Here is a 16,489-nt window from a genome sequence, read left to right on the forward strand (position 1 = left end):
GGGGGTGCCGTGGCGGGTGGCCCGGGCCGCCGGCCGGGACGGCCAGGCGCGGGCGAGCAACTCGCGGACAGCCCGGGCCGCCGCTCAGGACGGCCAGGCGCGGGCGAGCAACTCGCGGGTGTCGGAGAGCAGTTGCGGGAGCACCTTCGTCCGGCCGATCACCGGCATGAAGTTGATGTCCCCACCCCACCGGGGCACCACGTGCTGGTGCAGGTGGGCGGCGATGCCGGCGCCGGCCACCCCGCCCTGGTTCATCCCCAGGTTGAACCCGTGCGCGCTGCTGACCTGCCGGACCACCCGCATCGCGGTCTGGGTGAACGCCGCCAGCTCCACCGTCTCGGCCTGGTCGAGGGCGGTGTAGTCGGCCACGTGCCGGTAGGGGCAGACCAGCAGGTGCCCCGGGTTGTACGGGTAGAGGTTGAGCACCGCGAAGACGTGCTCACCCCGGGCCACCACCAGGCTCCGCTCCGGCGGCAGGCCGGGGGCCAGGCAGAACGGGCAGCCGGCGGGCTTCTCGTAGCCGCCCTCCGGCCGGTCCTCCCCCGAGATGTAGGTCATCCGGTGCGGCGTCCAGAGCCGGTCGAGCCCGTCCGCCAGTCCGTCGTCCGCCGGGCCGTGGTCCGTGTCGCCGTCGAGGTGCCGCTCCGCCCCAGTCACACCGCCGATCCTACGATCTCCCGCGCCGACCGCCACCGGCCGTGGGTACGCGGCCGGTGGCGGGCCGGGGTCAGCTGCCGGCGGACGGCCCCGAGTTGGTACGCGAGGAGACCACGTCGAGCACGTGGGCGACCGCCTCGGCGACCGGCACCCCGTTGCGCTGCGAACCGTCGCGGTAGCGGAACGACACGGTGCCGGCGGCCACGTCGTCGTCCCCGGCGATCACCATGAACGGGATCTTCTGCTGCTGGGCGGTGCGGATCTTCTTCTGCATCCGGTCGTCACCCGCGTCGACCTGGGCCCGGATGCCTTCGGCGCGCAGCGCCGCGACGAAGCCGTGCAGGTACTCGGTGTGGTCTTCGCGGATCGGGATGCCGACCACCTGCACCGGCGCCAGCCAGGCCGGGAAGGCTCCGGCGTAGTGCTCGGTGAGCACCCCGAAGAACCGTTCGATCGACCCGAACAGGGCCCGGTGGATCATCACCGGCCGCTGCCGGCTGCCGTCGGCCGCCTGGTATTCCAGGCCGAACCGCTCGGGCAGGTTGAAGTCGACCTGGATGGTGGACATCTGCCAGGTCCGGCCGATGGCGTCCTTGGCCTGGACGGAGATCTTGGGGCCGTAGAACGCCGCGCCGCCCGGGTCGGGCACCAGGGTGAGGCCGGATTCCTCGGCGGCCGAGCGCAGCGCCTCGGTGGCCCGCACCCAGTTCTCGTCGGTGCCGACCGACTTGTCCGGGTTACGGGTGGACAGTTCGAGGTAGAAGTCGTCCAGGCCGTAGTCGCGCAGCAGCTCCAGGACGAAGGCGAGCAGCGACTTCAGCTCGCCGGCCATCTGCTCCTCGGTGCAGAAGATGTGCGCGTCGTCCTGGGTCATGCCCCGGACCCGGGTCAGGCCGTGCACCACGCCGGACTTCTCGTACCGGTAGACCGTGCCGAACTCGAACATCCGCAGCGGCAACTCCCGGTAGGAGCGGCCCCGGGACCGGAAGATCAGGTCGTGCATCGGGCAGTTCATCGGCTTGAGGTAGTAGTTCGCCCCCTCGACCTCCATGGGGGGGAACATCCCGTCGGCGTACCAGTCGAGGTGCCCGGAGACCTCGTACAGGTGGCCCTTGGTGATGTGCGGGGTGTTGACGAACGAGTAGCCGGCCTGCTCGTGCTTGATCCGGGAGTAGTTCTCCATCTCCCGGCGGATGATGCCGCCCTTGGGGTGGAAGACCGCCAGGCCGGAGCCCAGCTCGTCGGGGAAGCTGAACAGGTCGAGGTCGACGCCGAGCTTGCGGTGGTCGCGCCGGGCGGCCTCCTCCAGCAGCTTCAGGTACGCCTTCAGCTCGTCGCGGGTCGGCCAGGCGGTGCCGTACACCCGCTGGAGCTGCGGGTTCTTCTCCGACCCCCGCCAGTACGCGGCGGCCGAACGCATCAGCTTGAACGCGCCGATCAGCCGGGTGTTCGGCAGGTGCGGGCCCCGGCACAGGTCCGACCAGCAGACCTTGTCCTCACCGGCGGCGAGGTTGTCGTAGATGGTCAGCTCGCCGCCGCCCACCTCCATCACCTCGCTGGTGTCCAGCCCCTCGCCCTTGACCTCGATCAGTTCGAGCTTGAACGGCTCAGCGGCCAGCTCGGTGCGGGCCTCGTCCAGGCTGTCGAAGCGGCGGCGGCGGAACCGCTGGCCGGACTTGACGATCTCCTGCATCCGCTTTTCCAGCTTGGCCAGGTCGTCGGGCTGGAACGGCTTGTCGACCGCGAAGTCGTAGTAGAAGCCGTTCTCGATCGGCGGGCCGATGCCCAGCTTGGCCTCGGGGAAGACGTCCTGCACGGCCTGGGCGAGCACGTGGGCGGTGGAGTGCCGCAGCACGTTCAGGCCGTCCGGCGAGTCGAGGCTGACCGGCTCGACGGTGGTCTCCTCGGCGGGTGCCCAGTCCAGGTCACGCAGCTGGCCCTGCGGGTCGCGGACCACCACGACCGCCTTCGGGCCGGCGGCGGGCAGCCCGGCCGCGGCCACCGCGTCGGCCGCCGTCGTCCCGGCGGCCACGACGACGGGGTCGGCCACGACGGGGGTACGGGGTGCGGACACGGTGAACTCCTCAACGGCAGGCGGCACGGATGGGCCGGACGCGCCGGCTGCTTCGATGCTATCGGTCCCGCCGTCGCCCCCGGTCGCCGGGAAAGGAAGCCCGGTCGCGGTATCGACCCGCACCGGCGTTGAACCTTTCCGGCCCGCCGTCCGAACTACCAGGTGTGGCCGGAGCCGGTGTCGGCCGCGGCGAGACGGATGGGGGCGGAAGATGGCGACGACCCGTGGTGGCGCCCGGCGGCGTCGGACCGTACTGGTGCTGGCGGCGGTGGCGGCCGGGGTGTTCGGCGCCCCGACCGCGGCGTCGGCGGACGGGGTGACGTCCAGCCCGGGTCAGGCGGTGCAGGGCGACGCGGTGGAGTTGACCTTCGTGGTGCCCGAGGAGCGGCCTGGCGCGCGCACCGAGAAGATCGAGTTCAGGCTCCCGCCGGATGCCCCGATCGGCGAGGTCTACCCGCTGTCGGTGGACGGCTGGGCACCACTGATCACCTCCCGCGACCTGGACGCGCCGGTCGCCGGGATCCACGCCCCGTCGGTCAGCACGGTGACCTCGGCGGTGGTCTGGACCCGGGGTGCCGGACCGGCGGTGTCGGGTCCGGCGCGACTCTCGGTGGCCATGGGCCCGCTGCCGCAGCTCGACCGGATGACCTTCGAGGTGGTGCAGACCTACTCCGACGGCACGGTGGTGCGCTGGGCCGACCCGGTGGGGGGTGGGCATCCCGCCCCGACGCTGGCACTGGTGCCACCCGCCCCCGGTGCCGCCCCCGGGCACCACGGCGGGGCGGCCGACGCGACGGACGCCCAGTCCGCCCCGGACGCCGCCGCACCGACGGAGGGCGACGGCGGCCCCAGCGCCGACCTGCTGCTCGGCGGTGGCCTGCTGGTCGGGTTGGGCGGCGGCGCGGCGATCGGCTGGGTGGCGAGCCGCTCCCGCCGTCGGGCCGCCGCCGACACGGAGCCCACCGGGGACACGGAGCCCGCCGGGGACACGGAGCCCGCCGGGGCCGACGACCCGACGTCGGACACCGACCGCGCCCCGGTCGGGCGCACCCCTTCCGACCAGGGCTGGCGGCTCGACGAGCACGTCCCGACCGACCACGCCGACACCGACGCCGAGCAGGTGGCAGCGCGCTGAGCAGGTGGCAGCACGCTGAGCAGATGCCAGCGCCGAGCTGGTGGCAGCAGCTGGCGGCGCGCTGAGCACCGACCGGGTGGCAGCACGCGGAGAGCCGAGGGACCCGCCGCAGGCCGAACGCGGAGCGGGCGGTCTCAGTCCAGCCAGGTGGGGAGCGCCTCCCGGGCGGCCACCCAGTCGGTCGGCACCCCGCCGGGCGTGCCGACCCCGGTGTGGCCGCCGATGATCCCGCCGACGATCGCTGCGGTGGTGTCGACGTCCCCGCCCGCCTCGACGCAGGCACGGATGGCGGCCGGGTAGTCGGCCAGGTGGGTGGCGACCACCCAGAGGGTGAAGGCGACGGTGTCCTGGGCGGTGACCCGGGAGCCGTTACCCAGGGCCGCGACCGCTTCGTCGAGGGGGCGGCCGAGCAGACCGGCCGCCCGGCGTGTCCCCCGGTGCACCTCGGTACTCGGGTCGAGGGCCCCGGCGACGGTGGCGAGCAGCCGGGTGACGTCGGGACGGTGCTCCCCCTCAAGCCGGGTCCGGGCGGCGAGTGAGGCGGCGACGGCCACCGCCACCGCTCCCGCGACCCCCTCCGGATGGGCGTGGGTGACCTCGGCGCTGGCGCGGGCCCGGGTCGCCGCCCGGGTGGTCGAGTCGGCAAACCACGCGCCGAGCGGGGCGACCCGCATCGCGGCGCCGTTGCCGCAGGAACCCTGACCGTCGAAGGCCGACGCGGCGGCCACCGGCCACGGGGTGCCGGTGCGGATCAACCGCAGGATCGTCACCGCACCCGGGCCGTAGCCCCGGTAGGGCTCGGCCCGGGTGGCGAAGGCCAGCGCCAACCGGTCGGGGTCGACGTCGCCGTGGGTGGCGAGTTCGGCAAGTACCGAACAGGCCATCTCGGTGTCGTCGGTCCACTGCCAGGGCGGCGGGGGCAACCGGCCGGCCGCGAGGTCGTCGGGCCGCCGGCCCGGGACGAAGAACTGGGAACCGAGGGCGTCGCCGACGGACAGCCCGGCCAGGCTGTCCCGGGCCAGCGCCAGCCGTGCGTCGGGAAAGAGGGTGAACGGCATCGTCGTACCAGTTTGCCCGGTTCACGGGTCCGTCGCAACGCACCCGACTTGCCACGGGCAGTACGGTGCTGACGTGGCCACCGTGCTCCTGGTCGAAGACGACCACGTCGTCCGCGGCGCGATGCTGCGCTCGCTCAGCGAACGGGGGCACGCGGTGCACGCGGTCGGGACAGCCCTGGACGCGTTGCGCCGGGTCGCCGCCGAGACCCCCGATCTGGTCGTGCTCGACCTGGGCCTGCCCGACCTGGACGGTTCGGACGCGTTGCGGATGCTGCGCGGCATCACCGACGTACCGATCATCATCGCCACCGCCCGCGACGACGAGCAGTCGGTGGTCCGGTTGCTGCGGGCCGGCGCGGACGACTACATGGTCAAGCCGTTCACCGGCGCCCACCTGGACGCCCGGATCACCACCGTGCTGCGCCGGGTCGGCCGGGCCAGCCGGACGGTGGCCCCGGCCGTGCACACCGTCAGCGGCCTGCGGGTGGACGTGGGCGAACGCAGTGCGGTGCTCGACGGGGAGCCACTGGCGCTCACCCGCAAGGAATTCGACCTGCTGGCGTACCTGGCCGCACGACCTGGCCGGGTGGTGTCCCGGCGGGAGCTCTTGGAGGAGGTATGGCGCCAGCCGTCGGTCGGCGAGGACCAGACCATCGACGTGCACCTGTACTGGCTGCGGCGAAAGATGGGCGAGTCCGCGGCGAAGCCGCGCTACCTGCGCACCGTGCGGGGGGTGGGGTTCCGGCTGGTGGCCCCCGACTGAGGACGGCGCTGGCCGCCCTGACGGCCGGCATGTGCGCGCTGGTCGCGTCGGCGTTCCTCGTTCCGCTCGGGCTGACCCTGCGCGGTGAGGTCCGGGAGGAGGCGCTGGCCGACGCGGCGCGACGCGGCGCGATGGTCACGGGCGCGCTCGCCGTCAGCACCGCCCCGGCGACGGTCCGCCGCGCGGTCGAGGCCACCGGTGACGACCCGGCGACCCGCCCGGTGGTGCACGGCCTGGCCGGGGAGCAGCCCGCCGGCCGGGCCTCCGCCGAGGATGTGGAGCGGGCCCGCGCCGGGGAGCAGTCGCGGGTCGTCGACGTCGACGGTGGGCTGGTGCGGCTCGACCCGGTGGTGCTCGACGGCCGGGTCGCCGTGGTCGAGGTCTTCGTGCCCGCCGCCGTCCTCGACGAGGGGGCGGGTGGCACCTGGCTGCTGCTCACCGGGGTGGCCGTGGCACTGGTCGGCGCGGCGGTGGTCGTGGTGGACCGGGTCGCCGCGCGCGCCGTCGACTCCACCAGGGGGCTGGTCCGCGCCGCGCTCGCCGTCGGCGACGGTGACCTGGGGGTACGGGTCGAGCCGAGCGGTCCCCGTGAGCTGGCCGAGGCCGGGTACGCGTTCAACCGGATGGCCGACCGGCTGGTGGCGGCCCGCACCGACGAGCGGGAACTGGTGGCGGACCTGTCGCACCGGCTGCGTACCCCGTTGACGGTGTTGCGGTTGGACGCCGAGGGGCTGGACTCCGACGACACCAGTGTCGGCTCGTTCAGCCCGGCGGAGCTGGACCGGCGGCGCACGATCCGGCGTATCCGGCAGGCGATCGTCACCCTGGAGGGCGAGATCGACGTCCTGATCAAGACGACCCGTAAGTCCGTCGCGCACGAGGCCGGGCCGGCCGAGTGTGACGTCAGCGAGGTGGTCCGGGACCGGATGGTGTTCTGGGCGGCGCTGGCCGGCGACCAGAACCGCCCGCACCGGGTCAGCGGCGCCCAGTTCCGGATTCCGGTGCTGGTGCCCCGGGCCGAGCTGGCCGCCGCCCTGGACGCGGTGATCGGCAACGTCTTCCGCTACACCCCGCAGGGCACCGCGTTCGAGGTGGCCGTCTCCCGTCGGGACGGTTACGTGGCGATCCGGATCGACGACGCGGGGCCGGGCATCGCCAACCCGGACCGGGCGTTGCGGCGTGGTGCCAGCGGCCAGGGCTCGACCGGGCTGGGGCTGGACATCGCCCGGCGGGTGGCGTTGCAGGCCAACGGCTCGGTGAGCCTCGACCGGGCCCGGCTGGGCGGGGCGAGTGTGGTGATGCTGCTGGCCGATCCGCAGGCGACGCCCCGGCAGGTCAACCGGTTCGGTCTGGTGGGCCGGATGGCACGCGAGGCACGCGAGCAGAAGGGTGGCCGCCGCTGGCCACGGCCGCGTCCGACCGACGACTGAGCGCCGCCTGCGGGCCGGGTCGCGCCGGCCGTGACTGTGCTGCGGCGCAAGGTTTCCTTAGATCCGGATTAACGACGGCGACGCGGGACGTGCCGGCTGACAGGATCTGTCCGAACCCATCAGTTCCACCGGCCTGTCGCCCCTGACACCCACCGGCCGGTGGATCGGTACGCGCGGCGGGGGCACGGTCCCCCACACCAGCTCCCGCCGCGTGTACACCACTTCTCCCGACCCCGTGGTGGGTCAGTGGGCCGCCACGAAGGCGTCGATCTCGGCGATGATGCGGGCTTGGCCGGCCGGGTCGAGGAACGAGGCGGACACCGCCTGGCGGGCCAGCGCGGCGAGCCCGTCGGGGCCGGTGTCGAGCAGTCGGGCGGCGACCGCGTACTCGTCGTTGAGGGTGGTGCCGAACATCGGCGGGTCGTCGGAGTTGATGGTGACCCGCACCCCCGCGTCGACCAGTTGCCGCAACGGGTGCTCCTCGATCCGGGCGACGGCCCGGGTGCGCACGTTGGAGGTCGGGCAGACCTCAAGCGGGATGCGCCGCTCGGCCAGGTGGGCGAGCAGCTCCGGGTCCTGCGCGGCGGAGATGCCGTGGCCGATCCGCTCGGCACCCAACTCGCGCAGGGCGTCCCAGACGGTCTGCGGGCCGGTGGTCTCCCCGGCGTGCGGGACCGAGTGCAGCCCGACCGCCCGCGCCTGGTCGAAGTACGGCTTGAACTGCGGCCGGGGTACGCCGATCTCGGGGCCGCCGAGGCCGAAGGCGACCAGCCCGTCGGGGCGCTCGTCGAGGCTGATCCGCAGGGTCTCCTCGGCTGCCGGTAGGCCGGCCTCGCCGGGGATGTCGAAGCACCAGCGCAGCGCGATGCCGAAGTCGGCCTCGGCGCGGCGGCGGGCGTCCTCGATGGCCTCGCAGAACGCCGGTGCGGGGATGCCCCGGCGCACGTGCGAGTAGGGGGTGACGGTCAGCTCGGCGTAGCGGACCTGCTGGCGGGCCAGCTCGCGGGCCACCTCGTGGGTGAGCAGCCAGACGTCGTCGGGGTCGCGGATGAGGTCGACGACGCTGAGGTAGACCTCGATGAAGTGGGCGAAGTCGCGGAACGCGAAGTAGTCGGCGAGGGCGTCCGGGTCCGCCGGGACGGGGCTGCGTCCCTCGTGCCGGGCGGCCAGTTCGGCGACGATCCGGGGGGACGCGGAGCCCACGTGGTGCACGTGCAGCTCCACCTTGGGCAGTTCGGCGATGAAGGCGGACAGGTCGGTCACTGCTGCTCCTCTTGACGGGCACCCGTACGGGCGACCACGAAGATCCGACGGAACGGGAAGTACACCTGACCCTGCCGTACCGGGTACGCGCGGGCCAGCAGCATTCCCAGCGCGGCGCGGAAGTCGGCCAGGCCGGTGTCGTCCAGCACCGCCCGGACGGGGCGCAGGGCGGTGCCGTCGAGCCAGCTCAGCACGGGGTGCTCGGCGTCGACGGGGGCGGGCAGCCGGTGCAGGTAGGTGGTCTCCCAGGCGTCGACGGCGCAGCCGGCGGCGGTCAGCGCGGTGGCGTACCCGGCCGGGTCGTCGACCGGCGCCTCGCGCAGCAGCGGCCGGACGGTGGCCGCCCAGCGGCGGTCGGCGGCGACCTCGCGCAGCGCCCGGTGCGAGGGCCCGGCGAAGTTGCCGGGGACCTGGAAGGCGAGCCACCCGCCGGGCGGCAGCTCGTCGGCCCAGCGGCGTAGCAGGGCCGGGTGGTCGGGCACCCACTGGAGCACCGCGTTGGCGACCAGCACGTCCACGTCGGGGGCGGGCCGCCAGTCGGCGACGTCACCGACGGTGAAGTCGACGGTGGTGTCGAGCGTGCGGGCCCGGTCGATCATCTCGGGGGACGAGTCGAGGCCGGCGATCCGGGCGGCCGGCCAGCGGCGGGCGAGGGTCGCGGTCAGGGTGCCCGGCCCGCACCCGAGGTCGACGACGGCGCGTGGGTGCTCCGCCCCGACCCGGGCGAGCAGGTCGTGGAACGGCCGGGACCGTTCGTCGCCGTAGCGTAGATAGCTGGTCGGGTCCCACATGACTACCCCCATACCGTACGTACGTTTTGTTGCGACGGTACGGCCCACGCTGCGCCCCGGCAACCTGGTCACTAGGCTTCACCACATGGAACAGCGCAGCTTCGACCGGCTCGGCCGGCAGGTGGGTGTGGTCGGTCTCGGGGCCTGGCAGCTCGGCGCGGACTGGGGACAGGTCAGCGAGAGCGACGCCCTGGCCGTCCTCGACGCCGCCGTGGAGTCCGGCGTCACCTTCCTCGACACCGCCGACGTCTACGGCGACGGCCGCAGCGAACAGCTGATCGGGCGGTTCCTGCGGGACAACCCCGGGCACGGGCTGACCGTCGCCACCAAGATGGGCCGCCGGGTCGAGCAGACGCCGCAGGCGTACACCCTGGACAACTTCCGGGCCTGGACCGACCGGTCCCGGGCCAACCTCGACGTGGACACCCTCGACCTGGTGCAGCTGCACTGCCCGCCGACCGAGGTCTTCGCCGACGACCGGGTCTTCGACGGTCTCGACACCCTGGTCGCCGAGAAGCGCATCGCCGGGTACGGCGTCAGCGTCGAGACCTGCGACCAGGCGCTCACCGCGATCGCCCGGCCGGGGGTGGCCAGCGTCCAGATCATCCTGAACGCGGTCCGGCTCAAGCCCCTCGACGAGGTGCTGCCGGCCGCCGCCGCGGCCGGCGTCGGGATCATCGCCCGGGTGCCACTGGCCAGCGGCCTGCTCTCCGGCCGCTACGACGAGCACACCACCTTCGCCGCCGACGACCACCGCACCTACAACCGGCACGGGGAGAGCTTCGACGTCGGCGAGACCTTCTCCGGCGTCGACTTCGACCTCGGCCTGACCGTGGTGCGTCGGCTCGCCCCGCTGGTCGGCGACGGACGCACGATGGCCCAGTTCGCCCTGCGCTGGATCATCGACCAGCCCGGGGTGACCGTGGTAATCCCCGGTGCCCGCAACCCGGAGCAGGCCCGCGGCAACGCCGCCGCGGCCGGCGCCCCCGCGCTGACGGCGACCGAACTCGACACCGTCCGGTCGGTCTACGACGAGCTGGTCCGCCCCCGGGTGCACGACCGGTGGTGAGCCACGCCGGCCGGGTCGTCGCATCGGCCCGGCCCGGCCCGCATCCTGGTGACCGGGTCGGCTCCGACCCGGGGAGGGAGGACCGGTGAGAGGGTGGCTCACGCTCACCCTGGGCCTGCTGGCCGTGGTGGTCGGTGCCGTCTGGACCGTCCAGGGCCTCGGCTATCTCGACGGCAGCCTGATGAGCGACCAACGGTTCTGGGCCGTCGCCGGAGTGCTACTGGTGCTGGCCGGGCTGGTGCTGCTGCGGCGCGGCCTGCGCGCCCGCCGGCTGCCCTGATCCGGGCAGCCGCGCGATGCGGAAAGCCCCGCGTCCTGAGGTGGACACGGGGCTTCTCGTTGATCCGGCTGGCCGGATCACCCGGGCTGGCGTTAGCCGACCGGCTTCGCTCAGAGGGGGCGGACCTGCTCGGCCTGCGGACCCTTCTGACCCTGGGCGATCTCGAACTCCACCCGCTGGTTCTCCTCCAGCGAGCGGTAGCCGCTGGACTGGATCGCCGAGAAGTGGACGAACACGTCAGCACCCCCGCCATCGACGGTGATGAAGCCGAAGCCCTTGTCAGCGTTGAACCACTTCACGGTTCCCTGCGCCATGTGTATCTCCTTCTAAAACTGGCGGCCGAGCACGCCGTGCGGCCGATTGGCCGTTTCGAGCAGCGGTGACCCGGGCAGCCACCCACGAGGGGAAGACCGCTCCGTGCCGACGCCGTCTCGCAACAGCGGGGATCAGCAAACCACGTACCCAAAAACTCTGCACAGCCTAATCGACGAAATTCTTCGACATGTGACCTGACGGATGCCCGACGATTGCTGACCGGCTCGGCAAAGCCAGGCAAAAGGGCCCCCCGCCCATCGATGGGTCGGGGGGCCACAGGTCGTCGTCACCGGACCGGAGGGCCGCCGTCGTGGCCGGCGCGGTCGCCGCGCCGGCCCCGGTGGCGCGCGCCGGGACGGGTCAGTCGGGCCAGCGCCCGGTCAACCGTCGTACGCCGACCGCGCCGCCCCGGTCCACCGCCGCCCGGACGACGGAAAAGATCGCCCCCTGCAACGCCGCCGCCGCGAGGATCTCGCCCCAGCGGCGGTCCTCGTCGGTCGGGTCGGGCGCCTCACCGTCCCCGGCGGTCGCCTTCCACACCTGCCGGAAGATCGTTCCGGCCAGCGCGCCGGCCGCCAGTCCCAGCAACACCCCGACCGGCTTGTACGCGGTCCTGCTGATGCCCTTGCTCACCTGCGCCTCCCCCGAATGATCAACAACACCACCACCGCGGCCACCGCACCGGCCGCTATCGTCGCCCACGGCACCGGATCGCGCCGCACCGCCACCGAGGTGTCGTACGCCTGGGCCCGCGCGAGGTCGACACCCTGCGCCGCCTGGCCCCGCACCCGGGCCACGGTCAGCGCGGCCTGCTCACGCACCCGCTCCTTCGCCTGCTCCGCCGAGTCCTTCAACCGGGCCTTGACGTCGGCCTTGGCGGCCAGCATCTCCATCGTCTCGCCCAACTCCACCCGGGTCCGCCGGATCTCCTCGCGCAGCGCCTCGGTGTCTCCGGTCCCGTTGCCGTTGCTTCCTGTCGTGCCGGTCATGCCCGTCCCCTGTCCTTCACCGCGGCGGTGACGGTGTCCACGTCCGCGCGGACGCTACGCACGGTCGCCTCCGGCATCGGGGGGACCGCCTGGCTGACCTGCTTCTTCCCGACCAGGGCGAGCACCCCGGCGATGAGGAAGAGCACCACCGCCACGATCAACGCCGCCGCCCAGGCGGGTAGCACCAGAGCCAGCAGCAGGATCGCGGCGGCGACCAGTGCGCCGAGCCCGTACAGGGCCAGCGCCCCGCCCCCGCCGAAGAGGCCGATCCCGATCCCGGCGTGCCTGCCCTTCTGGGTCAGCTCCGCCCGGGCCAGGGCCAGCTCGTCCCGGACCAGTCGGGAGACCTGCTCGGTGGCCCGCTGCACCAGTTCGGCAGTGGACGGCTCGCTCCCGGTCCGGGACGTACGGTGGTTCGCGACGTCAGCCATGCTGTCCTCCTTTCGTCATCACCGCGCTGTATGCCCGGAGCCGCCGTCCGTCAATCCTGCACACGGTGACCAACCACATCTGACCCCAGGTCGGCCCGGATCGTCCGGCGAAACGCGGAAGCGGGACCGACACAGCCCCCGAGACCAACTGTCACGAGGGCTGTGTGACGACCCGGCGGCGGCCGGTGGCACTTCCACCCGGCCCGGCGCCGGCCGGCGGATCGGCTCAGCGCCGGACGGCGGATCGGCTCAGCGCCGGACGGCGGATCGGCTCAGCGCCGGACGGCGGATCGGCTCAGCGCCGGACGGCGGATCGGCTCAGCGCCGGCCGTCGACACCATGGTCGGCACCGACGGCGACGCCGTCGCCACGGGCGTCGCCGTCGGGACCCACGAACGCCTCGCTGCGGGCGTCGCCGTCGTCGCTGCCACCGAAGACCCGGGCGTCGTCGGGCACCTCGCCCTCGGACCGGCGGCGGACCGGCCGGCGCGGCTGCACCCACTGCCAGGGCAGGCTGCCCGAGGAGTCCCCCAGCTCGGTACGGGTCCGGGGCAGCGCGGTGGGGCGGTGGTCGCGGACCCAGCCGACCAGGTGCTCGCGCACCAGGCAGCGCAGGTCCCACAGGCTGCCGGCGTCGGCGGCGCTGACCAGGGCGCGCACCTTGATCGCGCCGCCGGTGGCGTCGGTGACCTGGAGCACGCAGACCCGGCCGTCCCACAGGTCGGTGCTCTCCACCAGCCGACGCAGCTCCTCCCGCATCGACTGCACCGGCACCGACCAGTCGAGGTGGAACTCGGCGGTGCCGAGCACCGCCGCCTCGGTCCGGGTCCAGTTCTGGAACGGGGTGCTGGTGAAGTAGGAGGTGGGCAGGATCAGCCGCCGGTCGTCCCAGATCTGGACCACCACGTAGCTGAGCGTCAACTCCTCGATCCGGCCCCACTCCCCCTCGACCACCACCACGTCGTCGAGGCGGACCGCGTCGCTGAAGGCGAGCTGGAGGCCGGCGATGACGTTGCCGAGCAGGCTCTGCGCGGCCAGCGCGGCGACCACACCGACCAGGCCGGCGCTGGTGAGCACGCCCGCGCCGATGCCCCGTACCGCGGGGAAGGTCATCAGCATCACACCGACGGCGAGCACGACGATCACCACGATCGTCAACCGGCGCAGCAGCACCACCTGGGTGCGTACCCGCCGGACGTGCCGGTTGTCGGGCACGTCGACCCGCAGGAACCGGGCCAACGCGGTGTCCTCCGCCACCACCAGCAACGAGGCGACCAGCCAGGCCACCGCGGCGACCACCCCCAGCACCAGGATGTGCAGCACGGCCTGCCGCCACCCGGTGCCCACCGCGTAGCCGGTGGTCCAGCGGACCGCGAACTGGACGGCCACCACCGTGCCGGCGACCTGCAACGGCCGGTGCACGTGTGCGGTCAACTCGGTCATCAGGTGGGACCGGCGGCCCAGCCGCCGGATCACCCGGTGTACCACCTCGACGAGCAACAGCGCGATCGCCGCCGCGGTGGCCGCGGCGGCGATCGTCTCGAGGTAGTCCTGCACGTGGTTGTCTCCCTCCGGCCGGGCTGATCGCAATCGGGCAAAGGCCCAATGGTGCCCGGCGTTTCCGGTATCGACCAGGCTCAGATCTTGCGGAACCGGGACTGGAAGAAGCAGTAGACCCCGAAGGCGGCGATGCCGAGCGCCATCAGCGCCAGGATGAACGGCCCGTACGGCTGGTCCCGCAGGGTGCGCAGCGCGGCGTCCAGGCCACGGGCCTTCTCCGGGTCGTAGTTGATCGCCGCGACCACGATCAGCAGGCCGGCGACGGCGAACACCGCACCCCGGGCGATGTAACCGGCCATGCCCAGCCGGCGGACCGTCTGCCGGGTCTTGCCGTTCATCTCGTTGGTCTTGAGGTTCCGCTCGAACTTCTTCTTGTAGCCGTAGATCACCATGCCGATGCCGACGGCGGCGAGCACCAGGCCGGCGAACCCGACCAGACCACGGCCGCCGCTGGAGGCCATCAGCTTCTCGCTGAACTGCTCCTGCTGGTCGGCGCTGTTGGAGCTGGCGTCCTGCACCACCTTGATCGAGGTCCAGGCGAGCCAGAGGAAGACGACGGTACGCACGACCGAGGCGATCCGCTCGAAGAGGCGTTCCTTGCCGCGCTTGGCGTGGTGGCCGACGGCCGCCTCCAGGGCCTGCCAGATGGCCATCGCGATCAGGCCGACGGCGATCGCGATCAGCAGGAACTTGCCCATCGGCTGGGCGCCCAGGGCGCGCAGCGCCCCGTTCTGGTTGCCCTCCTCGCCGGAGCCGGCGAAGGCGATCTGGAGGATGACCCAGGCGAAGAGCAGGTGGACGATCCCGTAGCCGATGAAACCGGCCCGGGCGAGGAGTTCCAGCCAGCGGCTGTCCGCGGTGCGGCTAGCGGTGGCTTGGGCGTTCCGGGTGAGAGACATGGGCCCACAATCTCCGTTCGGGAAGATCCCCAAACGTGGTGCCGCCGGCCCGGGGCAGGTCAGCTGCCGGCGTTGCGCGACACCCGGATCTGCACCTGCTGGTCGGTGACGCTGTCCAGGGTGACCGCGAAACCGCCCACCTCGGTGGCCTGCTGGCCGATGGTCAACGAGAGCTGCTCGCCGGCCACCTCGACGGTGACCTGGTCACCCTGCGCGCCGATCAGCTTCGCCTCGACCCCGAGGATGGAGGCGCGGGCGTCGACACCCCGGTCGAAGGTGACCGTGCAGGCGTCCAGCCCGCAGTCGGTGTCGGCGCCGTCCGAGCTGCATCCGGCCAGCACGGCCACGCCGAGCGCCAGGCCGGCCAGCAGGCCGGCGGTCCGACGGAGGGGGGTGGGGGCGGTGGCGCTTCGCTTCGTCACCCCACCAAGGGTACGAGACGTTGCCCAGCCCACCACCCGGGTGGATCTCCGGCCTGGTGGCGGGCGGGCTAGGGTCCCGGCATGCCGATCGACATCACCCGGACCCGGGCCGCGTACCCCGCGCTCGCCGAGGGCTTCGCCCACTTCGACGGTGCCGGTGGCACCCAGACCCCGCAACCGGTGATCGACGCGGTGGCCGACGCCATGCGCCTCGCGGTGGGCAACCGCAGCACCGCCTCCGTGCCCGGCCGGCGTTCGCTGGAGCTGGTGACGCAGGCCCGCACGGCGGTGGCCGATCTGCTCGGCGGCGCACCGGAGGGGGTGGTGCTGGGGTCGAGCGCGACCACGCTGACGTACACCCTGGCCCGGACGCTGGGTGCGGACTGGGGCCCCGGGGACGAGGTGGTGGTCTCCCGGCTCGACCACGACGCCAACGTGCGGCCCTGGGTGCAGGCGGCCGAGGCGGCGGGGGCGACCGTCCGCTGGGCGGAGTTCGACCCGGGCACCGGTGAACTGCCCGCCGGGCAGTTCGCCGACCTGGTCGGCGCGCGGACCCGGCTGGTCGCGGTGACCGCCGGCAGCAACGCCACCGGCACGATGCCGGACGTGGCGGCGATCGCCGCGGCGGCACACGCGGTCGGCGCGCTGGTCTGTGTGGACGGGGTGCACTCGGTGCCGCACGGTCCGACCGACCTGGCCGCCTCGGGTGCCGACTTCCTGGTCACCAGCGCCTACAAGTGGTCCGGGCCGCACCTGGGGGCTATGGTGGCCGACCCGGCCCGCTGGGCGGGGCTGCACCCGGCCAAGCTGATCCCCTCCTCCGACGCGGTGCCCGACCGGTTCGAGGCCGGCACCCCGAGCTTCCCGCTGCTCGCCGGGGTGGCCGCCGCCGTCGACCACCTGGCCGGGCTGGACCCGACGGCGACCGGGGACCGCCGGTCGCGGATCCGGGCCGGCCTGGCCGCCGCCCAGGCGCACGAGGGGTCGGTCTTCGCCCGACTGGCCGCCGGGCTGGCCGCCCGCCCGGCGGTGACCGTCCTGCCGGCCGGGGCACGCCGCTGCCCGACCGTGTCGTTCCGGCTGGCCGGGTGGACGCCGGCCGGGCTGGCCGCCGCACTCGGCGCCGCCGGGCTCTGCCTGTCCAGCGGCGACTACTACGCCTACGAGTACTTCCAGGCGCTCGGGTGGCGCGACAGCGGCGGTGCCGTCCGGGCGAGCGTCTACCACTACAACACCCTCGACGAGGTGGACCGGTTGCTGGCCGAGCTGGACCGGCTCACCGACCAGGGGGAACCGGCGGCCCGCTGAACCGCCGGGGGCCGACCGGCCTGGCCGCTGAACCGGCGGTTCGGC

At 73.4% G+C, this 16,489-nt stretch carries 18 protein-coding genes; 6 read left to right on the top strand and 12 right to left on the bottom strand.

Annotated features, from left to right (window positions below; translation table 11 throughout):
* Window positions 1-84: 84 nt before the first annotated feature.
* Complete coding sequence (locus tag AB0K25_RS16710; RefSeq protein ID WP_357536109.1) at window positions 85-597, bottom strand: HIT domain-containing protein; 513 nt, start codon at window positions 595-597, stop codon at window positions 85-87.
* A gap of 130 nt (window positions 598-727) precedes the next feature.
* On the bottom strand, window positions 728-2,731 hold the full coding sequence (gene thrS, locus AB0K25_RS16715; RefSeq protein ID WP_219469577.1) for a threonine--tRNA ligase: 2,004 nt from the start codon (window positions 2,729-2,731) through the stop codon (window positions 728-730).
* A 211-nt stretch (window positions 2,732-2,942) separates the two neighbouring features.
* Here thrS and AB0K25_RS16720 point away from each other — a divergent pair, with 211 nt between their 5' ends.
* Window positions 2,943-3,866 carry a DUF1775 domain-containing protein gene (locus tag AB0K25_RS16720; RefSeq protein WP_219469575.1) on the top strand — a complete coding sequence of 308 codons (924 nt, stop codon included), beginning with the start codon at window positions 2,943-2,945 and terminating at the stop codon, window positions 3,864-3,866.
* Window positions 3,867-4,000: 134 nt separating this feature from the next.
* Here the strand turns inward: AB0K25_RS16720 and AB0K25_RS16725 are convergent, their stop codons facing one another.
* Complete coding sequence (locus AB0K25_RS16725; RefSeq protein ID WP_363820983.1) at window positions 4,001-4,924, bottom strand: ADP-ribosylglycohydrolase family protein; 924 nt, start codon at window positions 4,922-4,924, stop codon at window positions 4,001-4,003.
* 73 nt (window positions 4,925-4,997) lie between these two features.
* On the opposite strand from AB0K25_RS16725, the gene AB0K25_RS16730 reads away from it, so the two are divergent.
* Together AB0K25_RS16730 and AB0K25_RS16735 are read left to right on the top strand one after the other, a co-directional pair.
* Window positions 4,998-5,687, top strand: a complete 690-nt coding sequence (locus AB0K25_RS16730) for a response regulator transcription factor (RefSeq protein ID WP_204961325.1) — start codon at window positions 4,998-5,000, stop codon at window positions 5,685-5,687.
* Window positions 5,688-5,716: 29 nt separating this feature from the next.
* Entirely contained in the window at window positions 5,717-7,117 is a 1,401-nt protein-coding gene (locus AB0K25_RS16735) for a HAMP domain-containing sensor histidine kinase (protein ID WP_208569425.1), read from the top strand.
* A gap of 243 nt (window positions 7,118-7,360) precedes the next feature.
* Here the strand turns inward: AB0K25_RS16735 and AB0K25_RS16740 are convergent, their stop codons facing one another.
* Together AB0K25_RS16740 and AB0K25_RS16745 are read right to left on the bottom strand one after the other, a co-directional pair.
* Window positions 7,361-8,380, bottom strand: a complete 1,020-nt coding sequence (locus AB0K25_RS16740; RefSeq protein WP_219469569.1) for an adenosine deaminase — start codon at window positions 8,378-8,380, stop codon at window positions 7,361-7,363.
* Window positions 8,377-9,171, bottom strand: coding sequence for a trans-aconitate 2-methyltransferase (locus tag AB0K25_RS16745; protein ID WP_363820986.1), 795 nt, complete (start codon window positions 9,169-9,171; stop codon window positions 8,377-8,379). Before AB0K25_RS16745 ends, AB0K25_RS16740 begins: the two co-directional genes overlap by 4 nt.
* An 85-nt stretch (window positions 9,172-9,256) precedes the next feature.
* On the opposite strand from AB0K25_RS16745, the gene AB0K25_RS16750 reads away from it, so the two are divergent.
* Both AB0K25_RS16750 and AB0K25_RS16755 read left to right on the top strand, forming a co-directional pair.
* Entirely contained in the window at window positions 9,257-10,240 is a 984-nt protein-coding gene (locus AB0K25_RS16750; protein ID WP_219469563.1) for an aldo/keto reductase, read from the top strand.
* Window positions 10,241-10,325: 85 nt separating this feature from the next.
* Window positions 10,326-10,520, top strand: a complete 195-nt coding sequence (locus tag AB0K25_RS16755) for a hypothetical protein (protein WP_219469560.1) — start codon at window positions 10,326-10,328, stop codon at window positions 10,518-10,520.
* Window positions 10,521-10,630: 110 nt separating this feature from the next.
* On the opposite strand, the gene AB0K25_RS16760 is transcribed toward AB0K25_RS16755, so the two are convergent.
* The 7 genes from AB0K25_RS16760 to AB0K25_RS16790 form a co-directional block, all read right to left on the bottom strand.
* Window positions 10,631-10,834, bottom strand: a complete 204-nt coding sequence (locus tag AB0K25_RS16760; protein WP_067306996.1) for a cold-shock protein — start codon at window positions 10,832-10,834, stop codon at window positions 10,631-10,633.
* A 361-nt stretch (window positions 10,835-11,195) separates the two neighbouring features.
* The gene (locus AB0K25_RS16765; protein WP_208569420.1) at window positions 11,196-11,468 is read right to left on the bottom strand and encodes a DUF4235 domain-containing protein; all 273 of its coding nucleotides are present in this window, start codon (window positions 11,466-11,468) and stop codon (window positions 11,196-11,198) included.
* Window positions 11,465-11,824 (bottom strand): DUF3618 domain-containing protein, encoded by a 360-nt coding sequence (locus tag AB0K25_RS16770; RefSeq protein ID WP_219469557.1) that lies wholly within the window; start codon window positions 11,822-11,824, stop codon window positions 11,465-11,467. The genes AB0K25_RS16765 and AB0K25_RS16770 overlap by 4 nt, the downstream gene beginning before the upstream one ends.
* Window positions 11,821-12,255: a phage holin family protein gene (locus AB0K25_RS16775; RefSeq protein WP_208569418.1), complete on the bottom strand. Its 435-nt coding sequence runs from the start codon at window positions 12,253-12,255 to the stop codon at window positions 11,821-11,823. The genes AB0K25_RS16770 and AB0K25_RS16775 overlap by 4 nt, the downstream gene beginning before the upstream one ends.
* Before the next feature lie 318 nt (window positions 12,256-12,573).
* On the bottom strand, window positions 12,574-13,812 hold the full coding sequence (locus AB0K25_RS16780; RefSeq protein ID WP_219469554.1) for a mechanosensitive ion channel domain-containing protein: 1,239 nt from the start codon (window positions 13,810-13,812) through the stop codon (window positions 12,574-12,576).
* An 80-nt stretch (window positions 13,813-13,892) separates the two neighbouring features.
* On the bottom strand, window positions 13,893-14,714 hold the full coding sequence (locus tag AB0K25_RS16785) for a DUF1206 domain-containing protein (protein ID WP_208569416.1): 822 nt from the start codon (window positions 14,712-14,714) through the stop codon (window positions 13,893-13,895).
* A gap of 59 nt (window positions 14,715-14,773) precedes the next feature.
* The gene (locus AB0K25_RS16790; RefSeq protein ID WP_208569415.1) at window positions 14,774-15,136 is read right to left on the bottom strand and encodes a hypothetical protein; all 363 of its coding nucleotides are present in this window, start codon (window positions 15,134-15,136) and stop codon (window positions 14,774-14,776) included.
* Window positions 15,137-15,217: 81 nt separating this feature from the next.
* Between AB0K25_RS16790 and AB0K25_RS16795 the strand changes: the two genes are divergently transcribed.
* A complete protein-coding gene (locus tag AB0K25_RS16795) occupies window positions 15,218-16,444 on the top strand; it encodes a cysteine desulfurase-like protein (protein ID WP_219469551.1) in 1,227 nt (408 codons plus the stop codon).
* Window positions 16,445-16,489 lie beyond the last annotated feature (45 nt).

Origin of the sequence: Micromonospora sp. NPDC049257 (assembly GCF_040678915.1) — a bacterium.
Classification (GTDB): domain Bacteria; phylum Actinomycetota; class Actinomycetes; order Mycobacteriales; family Micromonosporaceae; genus Micromonospora; species Micromonospora antibiotica.